We start from the raw sequence: 14,119 nt of genomic DNA on the forward strand, positions 1-14,119 counted from the left end.
ACTCGACATACGTTACCGGATCCGAATGTGCAATGCGAACGGGCCTCGTCAGATGAGTGAACGCACTGCAACGAGGAAGCGGTCGACGTCGGCGGGGGAGACGAAATAGTGCGGCGACGCACGCACCACGGCATCGAGTTTGCGCTGGGACATATCGAGCAGTGTGGAACTGCGTGAGCTGACGGTGACGGTGATCGACTGCGCGGCCAGCGCGTCGCGCACCGCGGTCGGGTCGATGCCGTCGACGGTGAACGACACGATCCCGTTGAGCCCCGCGCCGCGATCATGCACGGTGACACCGGGGATCCGCTCGAGCCCGTCACGAGTGTGCTCGGAGCGGTAGCCGATGGCCTCCACCACAGCATCGATGCCGAGGTCGAGCAGATAGTCGATGGCGGTGCCCAGCCCCAGCCTGGCCGCAACGTCGGTCTCCCACATCTCGAAGCGCGTTGCGTCGGGTGCCAGTTCGTATGTTTCGGGGGACGTCCACGTCGCGCTGTGCAGATCGATCATCGCCGGCTCGAGATCGGCGATCAGTCGCGGCCGCACGTACAGAAAGCCCGTGCCACGGGGGCCCCGTACCCATTTGCGGCCGGTCCCCGAGAGCGCGTCGACGTCCAACTCGGGGACGCTCACGGGCAGTTGTCCCACCGACTGACATGCGTCGAGCAATACCAGTGCGCCCACGGAATGTGCCGCGTCCGCGACTTCGCGCACCGGATTGACGAGACCGCCGTTGGTCGGTGCGTGCACCACCGAGACGAGCCTGACACGTTCATCGAGCTGATCGTGCAGTGCCTCGACGTCGATGCGGCCGTCGTCGTCGGAGGGAATCACTTCGACGCTCGCGCCTGTCGTGCGCGCGCGGTGCAGTGCCGCGACCGCATTGGCTGCGTATTCGGCTTCCGACAGCAGGATGCGGTCGCCCGGTTCGAGTGGCACCGAGTAGAAGAACGACGTCCACGCCCGCGAGGCACTGTCGGACAGCGCCACGGAGGTGGCGTCGACCCCGAACAGCCGTCCGAGGGACGTCTTGACCCCGGCCAGGTCGTCGAGTCGCTCGTTGGCGGCTGCGTATCCACCGATCTCGGCCTCGCGCCGCAGGTGGGCGACGACGGTGTCGACGACCGGAGTCGGGGGGAGCGACGACCCCGCGCTGTCGAGGAACACCCGTTCGAAACAGCCGGGGGTGTCGCGGCGGGCTTGCTGCACATCGAGCATGGAAGTGGCCTCCATTTCCGGTCGGCACGATCTACGTGTCGAATCTAGTGTGGTCAGTGCGCCGCCGGAGCGTTCTGTGAGCGTTGCGGCGATACGCGCGTTAGGCTCGCTCAGTGACCTGGCCCACCGACGAAGGAGGGTGGATCGAGTGGTGATGGCGATGAACGCGGCGGTGCCGCGCGCCGACGAGGAGCTCGGTCCGCGCGCCTCCGCCGAGGAATACGTACGGCAGGTGAGCTTCCGATTCGGCCCACCGCGGCTGATCGGCGCGGAACTCGAATGGCTGACCGCGCGTGCGGACGGAACCGCGTCGCGCCCGGAACTCGCGTCGATCGTCGAGGCACTCGGACCGCACGCACCGAAGTCCGTCGCCCCGTCGTCGTCGGCTCGTCCGTTGCCGTCGGGCAGCGCGGTCAGTCTGGAGCCGGGCGGGCAAGTGGAGTTGGCGAGCGTACCGTGCACCTCGGCCCGGCAGACGGTGGATCGTCTGGGGGCCGACGCGAAGATGCTGCGGTCGTTGCTCGCGCGCCGCGCGGTGTCGATGCTCGACCGCGCGGCCGACGAGATCCGGCCGCCGCATCGTCTGCTGCGCACACCGCGGTACGCCGCGATGGAATTGCGGTTCGACCGGATCGGTCCTCTCGGGCGGTTGATGATGAACAGCACGGCTGCCGTGCAGGTGAGTGTCGATGCGGGGGTCGACGACGTCGATCTCGCGCGGCGCTGGGAGCTGCTCCACGCGATCGGCCCCGCAATGATCGCGGCGTTCGGGTGTTCGCCCGCGCTGCGCGGCGCTCCGGAAGGAGACTGGGCGTCGCAGCGGATGCGCGCGTGGCTGTCGCTCGATCCCGAACGCACCGAAGTCGTGGCCGATCCGCAGAAGTATCCGGTCTGGGCGCTCGACGCGCCGCTGATGTGTGTCCGAGCGCCAGATCCGGAATGGCACGCACCGCCCGGAGTGTCGTTCGCCGAGTGGCTGAACGGCAGTCTCGACGACGAGCTCGGTCGCCGGCCTACCTTTGCCGACCTCGACTATCATTTGAGCACGCTGTTCCCGCCGGTGCGCCCGTGCGGGCATCTCGAGGTCCGTTACCTGGACGCGCAGCCGGGCGATCTGTGGCAGGTTCCGATCGCAACCATCGAAGCTCTGCTCAGGAGTACCGACGTCATGAAGGAAGCATCGGCGATTGCCGAACCCGTCCGTCAGCTGTGGGGTGAGGCTGCCCAGCAAGGGCTCGCCGCAGTCGAATTACGGGCGGCTGCAGTGGGTTTGCTCTCCTTGGCGGCGGAGTCCTCCCCGGATATGAGGTTCACTACGGCTCTCGACGCCGCTGCGGCGCGCTGCATGCGAGGGCATTCTCCGGGGGTGGCCGAACGGTGAGGATGCTGCGCGACCGTCTCGAACGTGATCTGGAACGCGCTCGTGCTCGGACATGTGCGCTCACGAATGTCGACGATGCCGAACTGACGCAGCAACATTCGCCGTTGATGAGCCCTCTGGTGTGGGATCTCGCGCACATCGCGAATCAGGAGGAGCGCTGGCTACTGCGTGAGGTCGCGGGGTACGGCTCGGTGCGTGAGGGGATCGACGAACTCTACGATGCGTTCCTGCACCCTCGTGCGGGGCGGCCCGCGCTTCCGTTGCTCTCTCCCTGCGACGCGCGCCGCTATGCTGATCAGGTGCGCGATCTTGCACGAAACATATTGTGGCGAAACAATTTCAATACCGAGCTCACCCGCGACGGTTTCGTCTTCTCGATGATCGCGCAGCATGAGCAGCAGCACGACGAGACGATGCTCGCGACCCATCAATTGCGCTCCGGGCCTCCCGTACTCGAAGCGCCGGAGGCGCCTCGGGCACCGAAGATTCCGGAAGCGGAGCGGGTGTTGATCCCGGCGGGGGAATTCGAAATGGGCACCTCGGCCGATCCGTGGGCACTCGACAACGAGAAGCCGGCGCATACGGTGCATGTGCCCGCCTTTGCGCTCGACGCAGTGCCCGTCACCAACCGGGACTTTGCCCGATTCATCGACGACGGCGGCTACCGGCGCCGCGAATTGTGGAGTGACGCGGGGTGGGCCCATCGCCGCGACGCAGGTCTCGAGGCGCCGCAGTTCTGGTATCGCGACCGCGACAGACGTTGGTGGCGACGATGTTTCGGCCGTACCGCGGAAGTGTGCCCCGATGAACCGGTCGTACACGTGTGTTTCCACGAGGCCGACGCCTTCGCGCGCTGGTCCGAGGCGCGCCTCCCCACCGAAATGGAATGGGAGAAGGCTGCGCGGTGGGATCCCGAGACAGGGCGTAGTCGCCGGTATCCGTGGGGCGACGACGACCCCCGTCCGGAACACGCCAATCTCGGCCAGCGGCACCTCGGCCCCGCAGTGGTGGGGGCCTATCCGGCGGGGGCATCGCCGCTCGGCGTGCATCAACTGATCGGCGACGTGTGGGAGTGGACGTCGTCGGGTTTCGAGCCGTACCCTAGCTTTCGCGCGTTTCCGTACCCGGAGTACTCGGAAGTGTTCTTCGGCGGCGACTTCCGCGTCCTCCGTGGTGGTTCCTTCGGGACCGATCACGTGGCGTGCCGTGGAACCTTCCGGAACTGGGATCTCCCGATCCGCCGTCAGATCTTCGCCGGGTTCCGCCTTGCACACGATGTGCCGGGGTCGGCGGAGGTCTCGAATGTGTAGACACCTGGGGTACCTCGGCCCGGTCGAGTCGGTGGCGTCCGTGCTCACCGACGGCCCGAATTCGCTCCTACGGCAATCTTGGGCTCCTACCGACATGCGAGGCGGTGGCACCGTCAACGCCGACGGTTTCGGCGTCGCGTGGTGGTCGGACGTCGGTGTCCTCGGTCGCTACCGTTCGTCGCAGCCGGTCTGGTCGGATCCGTTCGTCACCGAAGGGTTGCCCACGATCCGGTCGGACGCTGTGATGATCGCTCTCCGGTCTGCAACGGAGGGTATGCCGGTGGAACGTAGTGCCAGCGCGCCGTTCTCGGATGGGCAGTGGGCCTTCAGCCTCAACGGGGTCGTGCGCGGCTGGCCTGGCTCACTGGTCGGTCTCGCGGAGAATCTCCCCGTGTCGGAACTGCTCGAATTGAACGCCCCCACTGATTCCGCTGCGTTGTGGATGCTGTTGCGGTCGCGACTCCGTTCGGCGGAGCCGGAGCCCGCGCTGATCTCACTCGTCCACGACGTCCTCGCACACGCGCCGGATTCCCGCTTGAACATGTTGTTGTGCAACGGGAGTGGTATGTGGGCGACCGCGTGGTATCACTCCTTGTGGACGCTCGTGGACGAGAACGTCGCGATTGTGAGCTCCGAGCGTGTCGACGACGACCCGCGCTGGCAGGAAGTCGCCGACAAACACCTCGTCAATGCCATGCCCGGCAAGCTCGTCGTCACTCCCTTGGAGGTGTCTGCTACGTGACTACCGATGTGTTCATCACGCCCGAACAATTGGACGAGACCCTGCGTGCTGATGCGCGCAGTGGGCTCACGTCCACCCCGAAACGCCTGTCGCCGACATGGCTGTACGACGAGCGGGGAAGCGAGCTGTTCGATCGGATCACGTCGCTGCCCGAGTACTACCCCACCAGGACCGAATTCGCGTTGCTGCAGAGCCATGCCGCAGATATCGCGGAGGCGGCGAAACCCGAGATGCTGGTGGAGCTCGGATCGGGTTCGTCGGAGAAGACTCGTGTGCTGCTGGACGCGCTGAAACCGTACATTCATACGTATGTCCCGCAGGATGTGTCCGAGCCGGCATTGACCGCCGCGGTGCGTCGCCTGTCCGTCGACTATCCGAACCTCACGGTGCGCGGCGTGGTCAGCGATTTCACCGACTCCCTCGAGCACTTGCCTGCCTGCGGACATCGCATGGTTGCGTTCCTCGGCGGCACGATCGGCAACTTCGCGCCGGCCGAACGCATCGAGTTCCTTTCGCACCTCGGGACGATCCTGCACACCGACGAGTGGTTACTGCTCGGCGCCGGTCTTGTCGTCGATCTCGATGTGCTGATCCCGGCGTACGACGACGCCGCTGGTGTGACGGCCGAGTTCGACCGCAATGTGCTGCGCGTGGTGAACCGCCGACTCGGCGCCGATTTCGATCCCGACAAGTTCGTGCACCGTGCCGTGTGGGACGCGGAGAACGAATGGATCGAGATGCGACTCGAAGCGACCGAGGCGATGACGGTGCACGTGCGCGATCTCGATCTCGATCTCGACTTCGCCGCTGGGGAGCAGATGTGCACCGAGATCTCTGCGAAGTTCCGGCTGGAGGGGCTCGGTAAGGAACTCGATGCAGCGGGGTTCGCGCTCCGGCACGAATGGATCGATCCGGACGGAAGGTTCGTGCTTCTCGCCGCATCTCGGCGGTGACGCTGTCGGGTCACGTTTCCTGCACGATGCCCGTGCTGTTGCCTCGATGCTCGCGTGGGGATTGCCCGTAGGTTGTGCGGAAGAGTCTCGAGAAGTGCGCCGCGTCGGTGAATCCCCAGCGGCCGGCCAGCGTCGTCACTGTCTTGTCCAGCAGTTGCGGGTCGGCGAGGTCACGCCGACAGTTGTGGAGACGACGCTGTCGGATCCAGCGGGAGACGCTCTCACCTTCGGACTCGAAGAGCTTTCGAAGGTATCGCGCGGAGATATGATGTGCTGCAGCGATACTGGTGGGGCCGAGGAGTGGATCGGCAAGATGATCATCGATGTAGCTCTTGATGGTGCGCACCAATGCGCCTCGAGGCGTCTCTGGTGACGGTGCGGTATCGAAGTCGAGTTCGTCGGACACTGCAGCCGCGAGCATGTCGAGCAGTCCTTCACACAGGAGTTGGTTGGCTTCCGGCGTGCGGTTGTGCACGCGCCGGGCCAGTTCGGTGATGAACGGACCGATCAGTCGGGGGAGGCTGTGATCGCCGGGAATCCGCTGGCCTGCGATCCGCTTGACCGACCGCTCGGGGATGTCGAGAAGTGCGCGCGGGAACATCAGCACCACCATGGCGAACGGGCCATCGAGGCGAAGGTCGTACGGACGGGTGGTGTCGTAGATAGCGAGATCGCCGGGGATGAGTGTGCTGTCGTGTCCGTCCTGGCTGAGTGTGGAGTGGCCGGCGAGCTGCATTGTCATCTTGTAGAGGTCGGGGTCCGCGCGCCTGATCATGCGTTCGGTGCGGTGGACGACGTGTGCGTCGGCCGTGATCTCGGCCAGGCGCACGGCGCCGAGGGTGGCGACGTGGAGGTTTCCTCGGAACGTCGCACGGTCTCCATCCTCGGCGAGTACGGGAACGAACGTCTGCGACAGGTCGTCGCGGAACAGGTCGAATGATCGGTCTCGACGCGTGGGCGTGTGTCGGGGTGTGACCGCTAGGGCGACCATCGCTTCTCCCGTCCGTTCAGGTCTCGAGGTGAAGACGCTCACCACACATCGTGGAAGGTTTGATTAAATCAGCGTACCTGAGATCGGTCGAGTTGGGGAGACCCAGGGTGACCCGGCTGGCGGGAGAGTCGAGACCGCTGGGGTTCCGGTGCGCATGTGCCGCGGGAGTCAATACCGGTACCGAGATCGACAAGAGTGACGACAGCAACGCTGGCACGATCGAACGGAGTGCCGCACTGTCACCCACACCGCGACAGCGAGCCGCACTGTGACGGTCGTGCCTGATACGGCGCGTGAGCACGCCGAAGGCGATCTTCATGAACGGCCACTCATGGCCGTGTGAGACATTGTGGAGGACGGATACGTGTATTTCTCGAATCGAACTACCCCGCGGCTTCTCACAGGGCTTGCTCCGATAGGCCGTGTCGTCCTGGGCCGAGGACCGGCGTGATGGACGCGCGATCCGCTCGTTGGTGCGCGGCGCTTCGCCAGAGGATGGCGATACCCACATTGCTGATGTCGTCGGTTCTCATGATGTCGACTGCCTGCGGGTTGTCGAGTGAACTGCAGGCAGTCGAGAAGAGTGCAGCTGCCGCAGTAGATGTCATCAGGCCCGAGGTCTTCGCCGAGGTCGGTGGTCCGGAGGTGGCGTTTGCGGGCGATTCTGCCTGGCCCCAGGCGTATCTCGAGGGACCGGCCTTCGACCGGGGCGGCGAGAATCTCTACTTCACCGAGAACACCAAGGTCTACCGCCTCCGCATGTCCGACAAGACGCTGGATGTGGTTGCCCGGTTTCCTGGCGCTGCCCTCTCGTCGATCGCCATCAACGCGAACGGCCGGCTGTTCGTCGCCGCCATCAGCGACAATGCCCTGGGCGGTGGAGGACGACTGTTCTCGATCAATCCGGATGGTTCCGACTACCGACTCCTCGCTGCCAGCACGAGGGAACATCCGATCAACCCTGACGACCTTGTCTTCGACGCGAGCGGAAACCTCTACTGGTCGGACTTCCGCGGCGACGCGTTGCGGTCGGAGGGGCACATCTATCGAACGTCGGCTGACCTTCAGACCACCGACGTAGTGGTGGACGGAATCACACAGCCCAATGGGATCGCGCTGACGCCCGACGGTAAGCACTTGGTGGTGAACGAGTTTCCCACGGGTAGGATCCTGACGATCGACCTGAACGAGGACGGTTCGGTGGCCGATGGCCCATTCGGGCGCGACATTGCAGCCATCCATCATTTCGACCCCGCGGTGCTACCGGATTCGAACGAAGTGGATCGTGACGGCAACATCTACGTGGGCTCGTTCGGGAAGGGCGTCGGATACGTCATCGACTCCTCGGGCGTGCTCGTCGCCGATATCGTGTTCCCTGACCCGGAGGGGTACAACCTCGTGTGCAATTTCGCGATCCGCCCCGGTGCCACTGACGCGTACGCGGTGGCCTCCGGTCCGAACGGATTGGTCATCTATCGTTTCGAGGCACTTGCGCCGGCCGCCGAACTGTATTCCCAGCAGTAACTTTCCTCGCCGACGATCGGTGCCGTCCAACCAGCGCCCGGACTCCGGGCATCGTGCTATTTGCGCTCGACTACGGCATCGGCCCTCTCGTTCACCACAGCCACCCACCGAAAGGACAACGATCATGCCCTCACTGTTCGATCCGCTCCGACTGCGATCGTTGGAGATCATCAACCGCGCTTGGATGTCACCGATGTGCATGTACTCGAGCGACTCCCACGGCGCGGATGCGGGAGCACCCACCGACTTCCACTTCGCGCATCTCGCTGCCCGGGCGCTCGGCGGCGCCGGCCTCGTCATGGCCGAATCGACGGCGGTGTCCCCGGACGGGCGGATCTCGCTCTACGACACCGGCCTGTGGAACGACCGCCAGGTCGACGCATTCGCCCGGATCACCGGGTTCCTGCGCGACCGAGGGTGCGTGCCGGCCGTGCAACTCGGCCACGCGGGACGTAAAGCCTCGACCGCCGCTCAGTGGGACGACGCGACCTACGTCACCCCCGAGGAGGGTGGCTGGCAGACCGTCGGTGCGGCACCCGTGCCGTACCGCGATCATCCAGCGCCGCGCGCGCTGACTCGACACGAGATCGAGCGGGTCGTGCGTGACTTTGCAGCGGCGGCCGGCCGCGCCCGCGACGCCGGGTTCCAGGTCATCGAACTACACGGCGCCCACGGGTACCTCGTGCACCAGTTCCTGTCGCCGGCGAGTAACACCCGCACCGACGCCTACGGTGGAAGTTTCGGCAACCGCATCCGTCTCGCACTCGAGATTGCTGAGGCAACTCGTGACGTGTGGCCGGAAGAGCTGCCGATCCTGTTCCGGCTCTCCGCGACCGACTGGCTCACCGAGAACCCCGAGGACGAGCGCGTGGGTTGGACCTTGGATGAGACCGTCGCGCTGGCCGCCGAACTGAAGGCCCGCGGTGTGGACATGATCGACGTCACCACCGGGGGATTGGTGCACGACGCCAAGATCGAGGTGGGGCCCGCCTACCAGGTACCTTTCGCACGTGCGATCCGAGACGGTGCCGACCTTCCGGTCTCCGCGGTCGGATTGATCACCGAGCCTGTGCAGGCCGACGCCGTCGTGACCAATCAGGATGCCGACGCGGTGCTGCTCGGCCGCGAACTGCTGCGTAACCCCAACTGGCCGCTGCATGCTGCCGCCGAACTTGGTGCCGTACCGCGATGGCCCCTCCAGTACGGCTGGGCTGTGTGACCGTTGTCGGGGGACTCTGGTTGTCGGGGGGACTCTGGTAGTCGGGGGACTCTGGGAGCCGCACGCTCAGAATCGTTTGACCGCGTCGCGAGCGGCGGATCCGGAGGCGAGTTTTTCGAGCAGTCCGATGAGGACGAGTTGTTCGGGTTTGGTCAATGCGGCGGCCCACGCCTGCTCGCGCCGGTGGTGGTTTGTGTAGGCGTCGGCCAGCATCTCGCGCCCCTTGTCCGATAGTGCGACGTGGATCGCGCGGCCGTCGACGGGGGATGGAGTGCGGACGACGAGTTCGTCCCGGTGCAGGGTCTTGATGAGTGCGGATACCGCCGAACGACTCATGCCCGATAGTGCAGCTACGGTCTTGGCTTCGCATGGGCCGGTAAGGCGGAGGACGAACAGCACGCGGAAGCCGGGCCAGGTCCACCCGCGGGGGCGGTGCACGCTGGATTCCAGGTCGTAGACGAGTGCACTCGTGATCCGGTGCAGTTCGAGCACCAGCCGCATCGCGGTCGTGTCCAAATCGGGGAACTCGGCCTGGGCCTTGTCGACTGCGTAGTCGACGAAGGTGAGGAAATTCAGCGTCGACGGGTCCGGGAGTTGCTGCGCCATGCACCGACGATAGCGCCGAACACTCCCAGTTTTTAATCAAACCCTTTTCTTTATGTGTGGCACCAGTTACAGTGATGGCAGCACATCAATCAAACCTTTGACTAAGTTGGGTGGTTCCGAATGTCCATTTCTTTCGCTTCCTCGGCCGACCTCGGTGAGAAGGAGCAGACCCTCGAAGTCCTCGCCGACGGTGTGTATGCCCTGACGGCAGAAGGTGATCCGAACATCGGCGCGATCGAGGGCGAGGACTTCCTGGTCTGCTTCGAGGCGCTTGCCACACCCACCGCGGCGCGCGAGTGGCTCGCACGGCTGCGCGAGCACACCGACAAGCCGGTGCGCTATCTGGTGCTCTCGCACTATCACGCGGTGCGTGTGCTGGGTGCCTCCGCATACGATGCCGAGGCGATCGTTGCGCACGAGTCCACAGCAGCCTTGATTGCCGAACGAGGACAGCAGGATTGGGAATCCGAATTCGGTCGGATGCCCCGCCTGGCCAAGGATCCCGACTCGGTCCCGGGCCTGACGTGGCCGACGCTGACCTTCGCAGACCGGCTCACGATCGACCTCGGAGGTGACCGCGGCGACCTGGTGCTCGAGTTCCACGGCCGTGGCCACACCGAGGGTGACATCGTCGCCTGGCTGCCGCAGCAGAAGATCCTGTTCGCCGGCGATCTGGTCGAGGCGCAAGCGGCGCTCTACACCGGTGATGCGTTCCACCGTGATTGGTCCACGACCACACTGGACAGATTGGCGAACCTCGAGGCCGAGATCTTGATCGGTGGGCGCGGCGCGGTCTCGCGCGGCCGGGACGAGGTCGATGCCGCCATCGCCCAGACTCGGCATTTCCTGTCGGTGATGCTCGCCGAGGTCAGTGCGGTGCAGCAGCGCGGCGGCACGCTGAAGGAAGCGTTCGAGGCGACCCATGCCGCCCTGAACGAGCGCTACGGGCATTGGCCGATCTTCGAGCACTGCCTGCCCTTCGACGTATCCCGCGTGTGGGATGAACTGTCGGGGATCGAACGACCGGTGATCTGGACCGCCGAGCGGGACCGCGCCGTGTGGGCCCAACTGCAGAGCTGACCCGACCGATTTCGAGCGAACAAGGGCAACATGATGACCATCCACGAAACACCAGGCGCGGTGGCGGTACTGGGTAACGGCCCGGTCGGGCAGACCACGGCACTGCTACTGGCCCGCTGGGGCGTCCGGGTGTTCCTGCTCGACGGGCGCGCCGGTCGGGATCCGATCGGCTCCAAGGCGATCTGCCAGCAGCGCGACGTCCTCGACATCTGGGATGCCGTCGGCGCCGGCAGCCGGATAGCTGCGGAGGGCCTGACCTGGGAACTGGCGCGCACCTTCCACGGCGACACCGAACTGTTCGCGCAGGCCTTCGTCGACCACGGCCGCTCCAGCTTCCCGCCGTTCGTCAACATCTCTCAGACCCGCACCGAACAGTTGCTCGATGAGCGCATCGCCGCCACACCGTTGATCGACGTGCGGTGGGGGCACCGCATCGAGGCGGTCCGTCAGGACGGCGAGGCAGTGCATATCGAGTGCGTCACCGATCAGGGTACTGTCACGGTGTCCGCCGACTACGGCGTCGTCGCCCTCGGCTCCGGCGCACGCGACATCCGGGCGCAACTCGGGGTGAGCTTCGACGGGCGCTCGTTCGACGACAAGTTTCTCATCTGCGATATCGAGGCCGACATCCCCGACTGGGCCAACGAACGCCGCTTCTACTTCGATCCGGAGTGGAACCCGGGCAGACAGGTGCTGATTCACCCGTGTCCGGACTCCACGTTCCGCATCGATTGGCAGGTCCCCGGTGACTACGACCTCGACGCCGAGGAGTCAACTGGTGGCCTCGATTCCCGGATCAGGGCGATCGTCGGTGACCTCGACTACCGTATCGTCTGGAAATCGGTGTACCGCTTCCACTCCCGCATTGCGGACAGCATGCGGGTGGGGCGATTCCTGCTCGCCGGCGACGCGGCGCACATCGTGTCTCCGTTCGGTGCGCGCGGGCTCAACTCCGGGGTCGCCGACGCCGAGAATGCCGCCTGGAAACTGGCCTACGTGCTGCACGGGTGGGCCGATGACAGCCTGCTCGACACCTACCATGACGAACGGCACAGCGCCGCACGCGAGAACCTCGCCGTCACCGGGGCCACCATGGACTTCCTCGTGCCCCAGGACGAGCTGCAGGCACGTACCCGCGAAGAGGTCCTCACTGCCGCCCGCAGCAACGCCGACGCCCACCATCGGGTCGACTCCGGACGCCTCGCTGAACCCTACTGGTATGTCGATTCCTCCCTCGTGACCCCGCACCCGGCGCGGCCGTTCGCCGGTCGACCCGATCGTGGTCACACACCCGCCCCCGCACCAGGTGTGCTCGTCCCTGACGTGCCGATCACCCACAGCGGCCGGTCGACGCGGCTACGGAAGATCGCACGCGACGGGTTCTTGCTGCTCACCATCGACTGCGACGATGCGGCCGAGTTGGCCGTGCTGGCGGACGCCCCCCGCGTCACAGTGGCGGCGATGAACGACCTCGATCCGACCGGAGCGCTCGCGACCACATTGGGAGCCCGGACGCACGAGGTGTGGATCGTGCGCCCCGACGCTTACATCGCCGCCGTCCTCGACGCACCGGACGTCGACGAGACACATGCGGCGCTCCGCCGCAGTCTCCACGCCGAACCTGCGGGCGCCCCTGCTGTGGCGCCGCACGTCTGATCGAAAGGAAGTCCCAGTGGCGAACATTGCCATCATCGGTGCCAATGGCACCACCGGATCCCGAACCGTAGCCGAGGCGATGGCCCGCGGTCACGTCGTGACCGCCGTGGTTCGCGATGCCGCGAACCTCACCGACGCCGATCCACGCGTGACCGTCAAGGTCGGCGACGTTCTGGATGTGCACGCGATCGTGGCTGCCGTCAAGGGCCAGGACGTGGTTGTCAGCGCGGTCGGCGGCGGTGACGGCCCCGGCAATCAGGCGATCGTCGAACCCGCCGCGCGTGCCCTCGTCGAGGCGATGCGCGCCCTCGGCGATGACGCCCCTCGTCTCATCACGGTCGGGGGAGCGGGATCGCTGCGTACTGCGAACGGGCAGCTGGTCTGGGATGCCCCAGGTCTGCCCGACGACCTTCTGTTGACGATGCATGCCCACGGGGATGCGCTGGATTACTACCGGACAGTCACCGATGTCGACTGGGTCAACATCAGTCCCGCGGCGAAATTTCTGCCCGGCCGACGAACCGGAACCTACCGCGTCGGCGACGACGATCTGATCACCGACGAAGCAGGCGTCAGCGCGATCTCCGTCGAGGACTTCGCGGTCGCCGTTCTCGACGAGATCGAACACCCGAGGCATGCCCGTCAGCGGTTCACCGTCGCCTATTGACGTGACTACGGCGCAACCTGCGGTGCGCTCTCCGAGATGCTGTGCCACCGGAGTCAAGATTGGTACCGGGAACGGCAAGAGTGACGACAACAACAGTGGCACGATCGGATGCAGTGGGTCACCGTGGCGGATACGGCGACAGCCGGGCGCAACAGCGCCGGACCGGATCGTCGGGAATCTCGAGGAATTCGTAGGACCGCCCGCAGTCGGTGTCATTCCGCGGGAGCCCGTTACAGATACCGCATCGTGAACAAGGAGATGAGATGACTCAATCGCAGTCGGTGGACAGCCCCGGGTGGGTCGGAGCAACGGGTTCGTCGACGTCGGTGTATCGGCAGCGGATCTGTCGGCCCCAGAGGTGAAGGATCGACTTCTGGTACTCGACGTGATCAATCGGTACGGGTGGAGCTACGACGAACGCGATGTCGACTCGTTGCGACGCACTTTCGCAGACGATGCGGTGTTCGACGGGAACGTCGCCGGTTCCGTTCCCGTCGGGCCCTACGAGGGCCGCGACGCGATCTTGGTCTGGCTCGAGGGCCACATGGCGGCCCAGGCCGAGCAGCGCCGCCACTCGCTCCTCAACCCGGTCTTCGTCTCCCAGACCGAGTCGTCCGCCGTGGTGAACACCTACCTCGTGCTGACTGCGGTCGCCGACGGGCAACCACGGTTGGTGACCACGGGTTTCTACAAGTTCGAGCTGGCGAAGCGGAACGGTGTCTGGGTGATCGCTCGCGTGTTCGGTGGCTTCGACAGCCCGTTCTGAGCC

The 14,119-nt window shown here is 65.5% G+C and carries 13 protein-coding genes; 10 read left to right on the forward strand and 3 right to left on the reverse strand.

The features are described from left to right. Positions 1–48 precede the first annotated feature (48 nt). Positions 49–1,221, reverse strand: a complete 1,173-nt coding sequence (locus tag ACZI8W_RS00840) for an aminotransferase class V-fold PLP-dependent enzyme (RefSeq protein ID WP_463366616.1) — start codon at positions 1,219–1,221, stop codon at positions 49–51. Between the two features lie 154 nt (positions 1,222–1,375). On the opposite strand from ACZI8W_RS00840, the gene egtA reads away from it, so the two are divergent. The 4 genes from egtA to egtD are packed head-to-tail and all read left to right on the forward strand — an operon-like array spanning position 1,376 to position 5,607. After that, positions 1,376–2,602, forward strand: coding sequence for an ergothioneine biosynthesis glutamate--cysteine ligase EgtA (gene egtA, locus ACZI8W_RS00845; protein WP_463366617.1), 1,227 nt, complete (start codon positions 1,376–1,378; stop codon positions 2,600–2,602). A 2-nt stretch (positions 2,603–2,604) separates the two neighbouring features. Then, positions 2,605–3,912, forward strand: a complete 1,308-nt coding sequence (gene egtB / locus ACZI8W_RS00850; RefSeq protein WP_463366618.1) for an ergothioneine biosynthesis protein EgtB — start codon at positions 2,605–2,607, stop codon at positions 3,910–3,912. Further along, positions 3,905–4,654: an ergothioneine biosynthesis protein EgtC gene (egtC, locus tag ACZI8W_RS00855; protein ID WP_463366583.1), complete on the forward strand. Its 750-nt coding sequence runs from the start codon at positions 3,905–3,907 to the stop codon at positions 4,652–4,654. Before egtB ends, egtC begins: the two co-directional genes overlap by 8 nt. After that, the gene (gene egtD / locus ACZI8W_RS00860; protein WP_463366584.1) at positions 4,651–5,607 is read left to right on the forward strand and encodes an L-histidine N(alpha)-methyltransferase; all 957 of its coding nucleotides are present in this window, start codon (positions 4,651–4,653) and stop codon (positions 5,605–5,607) included. The genes egtC and egtD overlap by 4 nt, the downstream gene beginning before the upstream one ends. Before the next feature lie 10 nt (positions 5,608–5,617). Here egtD and ACZI8W_RS00865 read toward each other — a convergent pair whose 3' ends face one another. Continuing rightward, complete coding sequence (locus tag ACZI8W_RS00865) at positions 5,618–6,598, reverse strand: AraC-like ligand-binding domain-containing protein (RefSeq protein WP_463366585.1); 981 nt, start codon at positions 6,596–6,598, stop codon at positions 5,618–5,620. 450 nt (positions 6,599–7,048) lie between these two features. Between ACZI8W_RS00865 and ACZI8W_RS00870 the strand changes: the two genes are divergently transcribed. Beyond that, positions 7,049–8,122 (forward strand): SMP-30/gluconolactonase/LRE family protein, encoded by a 1,074-nt coding sequence (locus ACZI8W_RS00870; protein WP_463366586.1) that lies wholly within the window; start codon positions 7,049–7,051, stop codon positions 8,120–8,122. A gap of 124 nt (positions 8,123–8,246) precedes the next feature. Then, the gene (locus ACZI8W_RS00875; protein ID WP_463366587.1) at positions 8,247–9,341 is read left to right on the forward strand and encodes an NADH:flavin oxidoreductase/NADH oxidase; all 1,095 of its coding nucleotides are present in this window, start codon (positions 8,247–8,249) and stop codon (positions 9,339–9,341) included. Between the two features lie 66 nt (positions 9,342–9,407). Here the strand turns inward: ACZI8W_RS00875 and ACZI8W_RS00880 are convergent, their stop codons facing one another. Then, positions 9,408–9,947 carry a MarR family winged helix-turn-helix transcriptional regulator gene (locus ACZI8W_RS00880; RefSeq protein ID WP_463366588.1) on the reverse strand — a complete coding sequence of 180 codons (540 nt, stop codon included), beginning with the start codon at positions 9,945–9,947 and terminating at the stop codon, positions 9,408–9,410. Between the two features lie 120 nt (positions 9,948–10,067). Between ACZI8W_RS00880 and ACZI8W_RS00885 the strand changes: the two genes are divergently transcribed. The 4 genes from ACZI8W_RS00885 to ACZI8W_RS00900 all read left to right on the forward strand — a co-directional run bounded on the left by ACZI8W_RS00885 (position 10,068) and on the right by ACZI8W_RS00900 (position 14,116). Then, positions 10,068–11,027 (forward strand): MBL fold metallo-hydrolase, encoded by a 960-nt coding sequence (locus ACZI8W_RS00885; protein ID WP_463366589.1) that lies wholly within the window; start codon positions 10,068–10,070, stop codon positions 11,025–11,027. 33 nt (positions 11,028–11,060) lie between these two features. Next, on the forward strand, positions 11,061–12,683 hold the full coding sequence (locus tag ACZI8W_RS00890) for an FAD-dependent monooxygenase (protein ID WP_463366590.1): 1,623 nt from the start codon (positions 11,061–11,063) through the stop codon (positions 12,681–12,683). Between the two features lie 16 nt (positions 12,684–12,699). Then, complete coding sequence (locus ACZI8W_RS00895) at positions 12,700–13,350, forward strand: NAD(P)-dependent oxidoreductase (RefSeq protein WP_463366591.1); 651 nt, start codon at positions 12,700–12,702, stop codon at positions 13,348–13,350. Positions 13,351–13,645: 295 nt separating this feature from the next. Next, entirely contained in the window at positions 13,646–14,116 is a 471-nt protein-coding gene (locus ACZI8W_RS00900; protein WP_463366592.1) for a nuclear transport factor 2 family protein, read from the forward strand. The last annotated feature ends 3 nt before the right edge of the window (positions 14,117–14,119 follow it).

Source organism: Rhodococcus ruitaii (genome assembly GCF_055230935.1).

What these genes read in the sequence shown, in the direction of transcription:
- ACZI8W_RS00840 (WP_463366616.1), bottom strand. Translation starts at nt 1,221, where the DNA reads ATGCTCGATGTGCAGCAAGCCCGCCGCGACACCCCCGGCTGTTTCGAA.
- egtA (WP_463366617.1), top strand. Translation starts at nt 1,376, where the DNA reads ATGGCGATGAACGCGGCGGTGCCGCGCGCCGACGAGGAGCTCGGTCCG.
- egtB (WP_463366618.1), top strand. Translation starts at nt 2,605, where the DNA reads ATGCTGCGCGACCGTCTCGAACGTGATCTGGAACGCGCTCGTGCTCGG.
- egtC (WP_463366583.1), top strand. Translation starts at nt 3,905, where the DNA reads ATGTGTAGACACCTGGGGTACCTCGGCCCGGTCGAGTCGGTGGCGTCC.
- ACZI8W_RS00865 (WP_463366585.1), bottom strand. Translation starts at nt 6,598, where the DNA reads ATGGTCGCCCTAGCGGTCACACCCCGACACACGCCCACGCGTCGAGAC.
- ACZI8W_RS00870 (WP_463366586.1), top strand. Translation starts at nt 7,049, where the DNA reads ATGGACGCGCGATCCGCTCGTTGGTGCGCGGCGCTTCGCCAGAGGATG.
- ACZI8W_RS00875 (WP_463366587.1), top strand. Translation starts at nt 8,247, where the DNA reads ATGCCCTCACTGTTCGATCCGCTCCGACTGCGATCGTTGGAGATCATC.
- ACZI8W_RS00880 (WP_463366588.1), bottom strand. Translation starts at nt 9,947, where the DNA reads ATGGCGCAGCAACTCCCGGACCCGTCGACGCTGAATTTCCTCACCTTC.
- ACZI8W_RS00885 (WP_463366589.1), top strand. Translation starts at nt 10,068, where the DNA reads ATGTCCATTTCTTTCGCTTCCTCGGCCGACCTCGGTGAGAAGGAGCAG.
- ACZI8W_RS00890 (WP_463366590.1), top strand. Translation starts at nt 11,061, where the DNA reads ATGACCATCCACGAAACACCAGGCGCGGTGGCGGTACTGGGTAACGGC.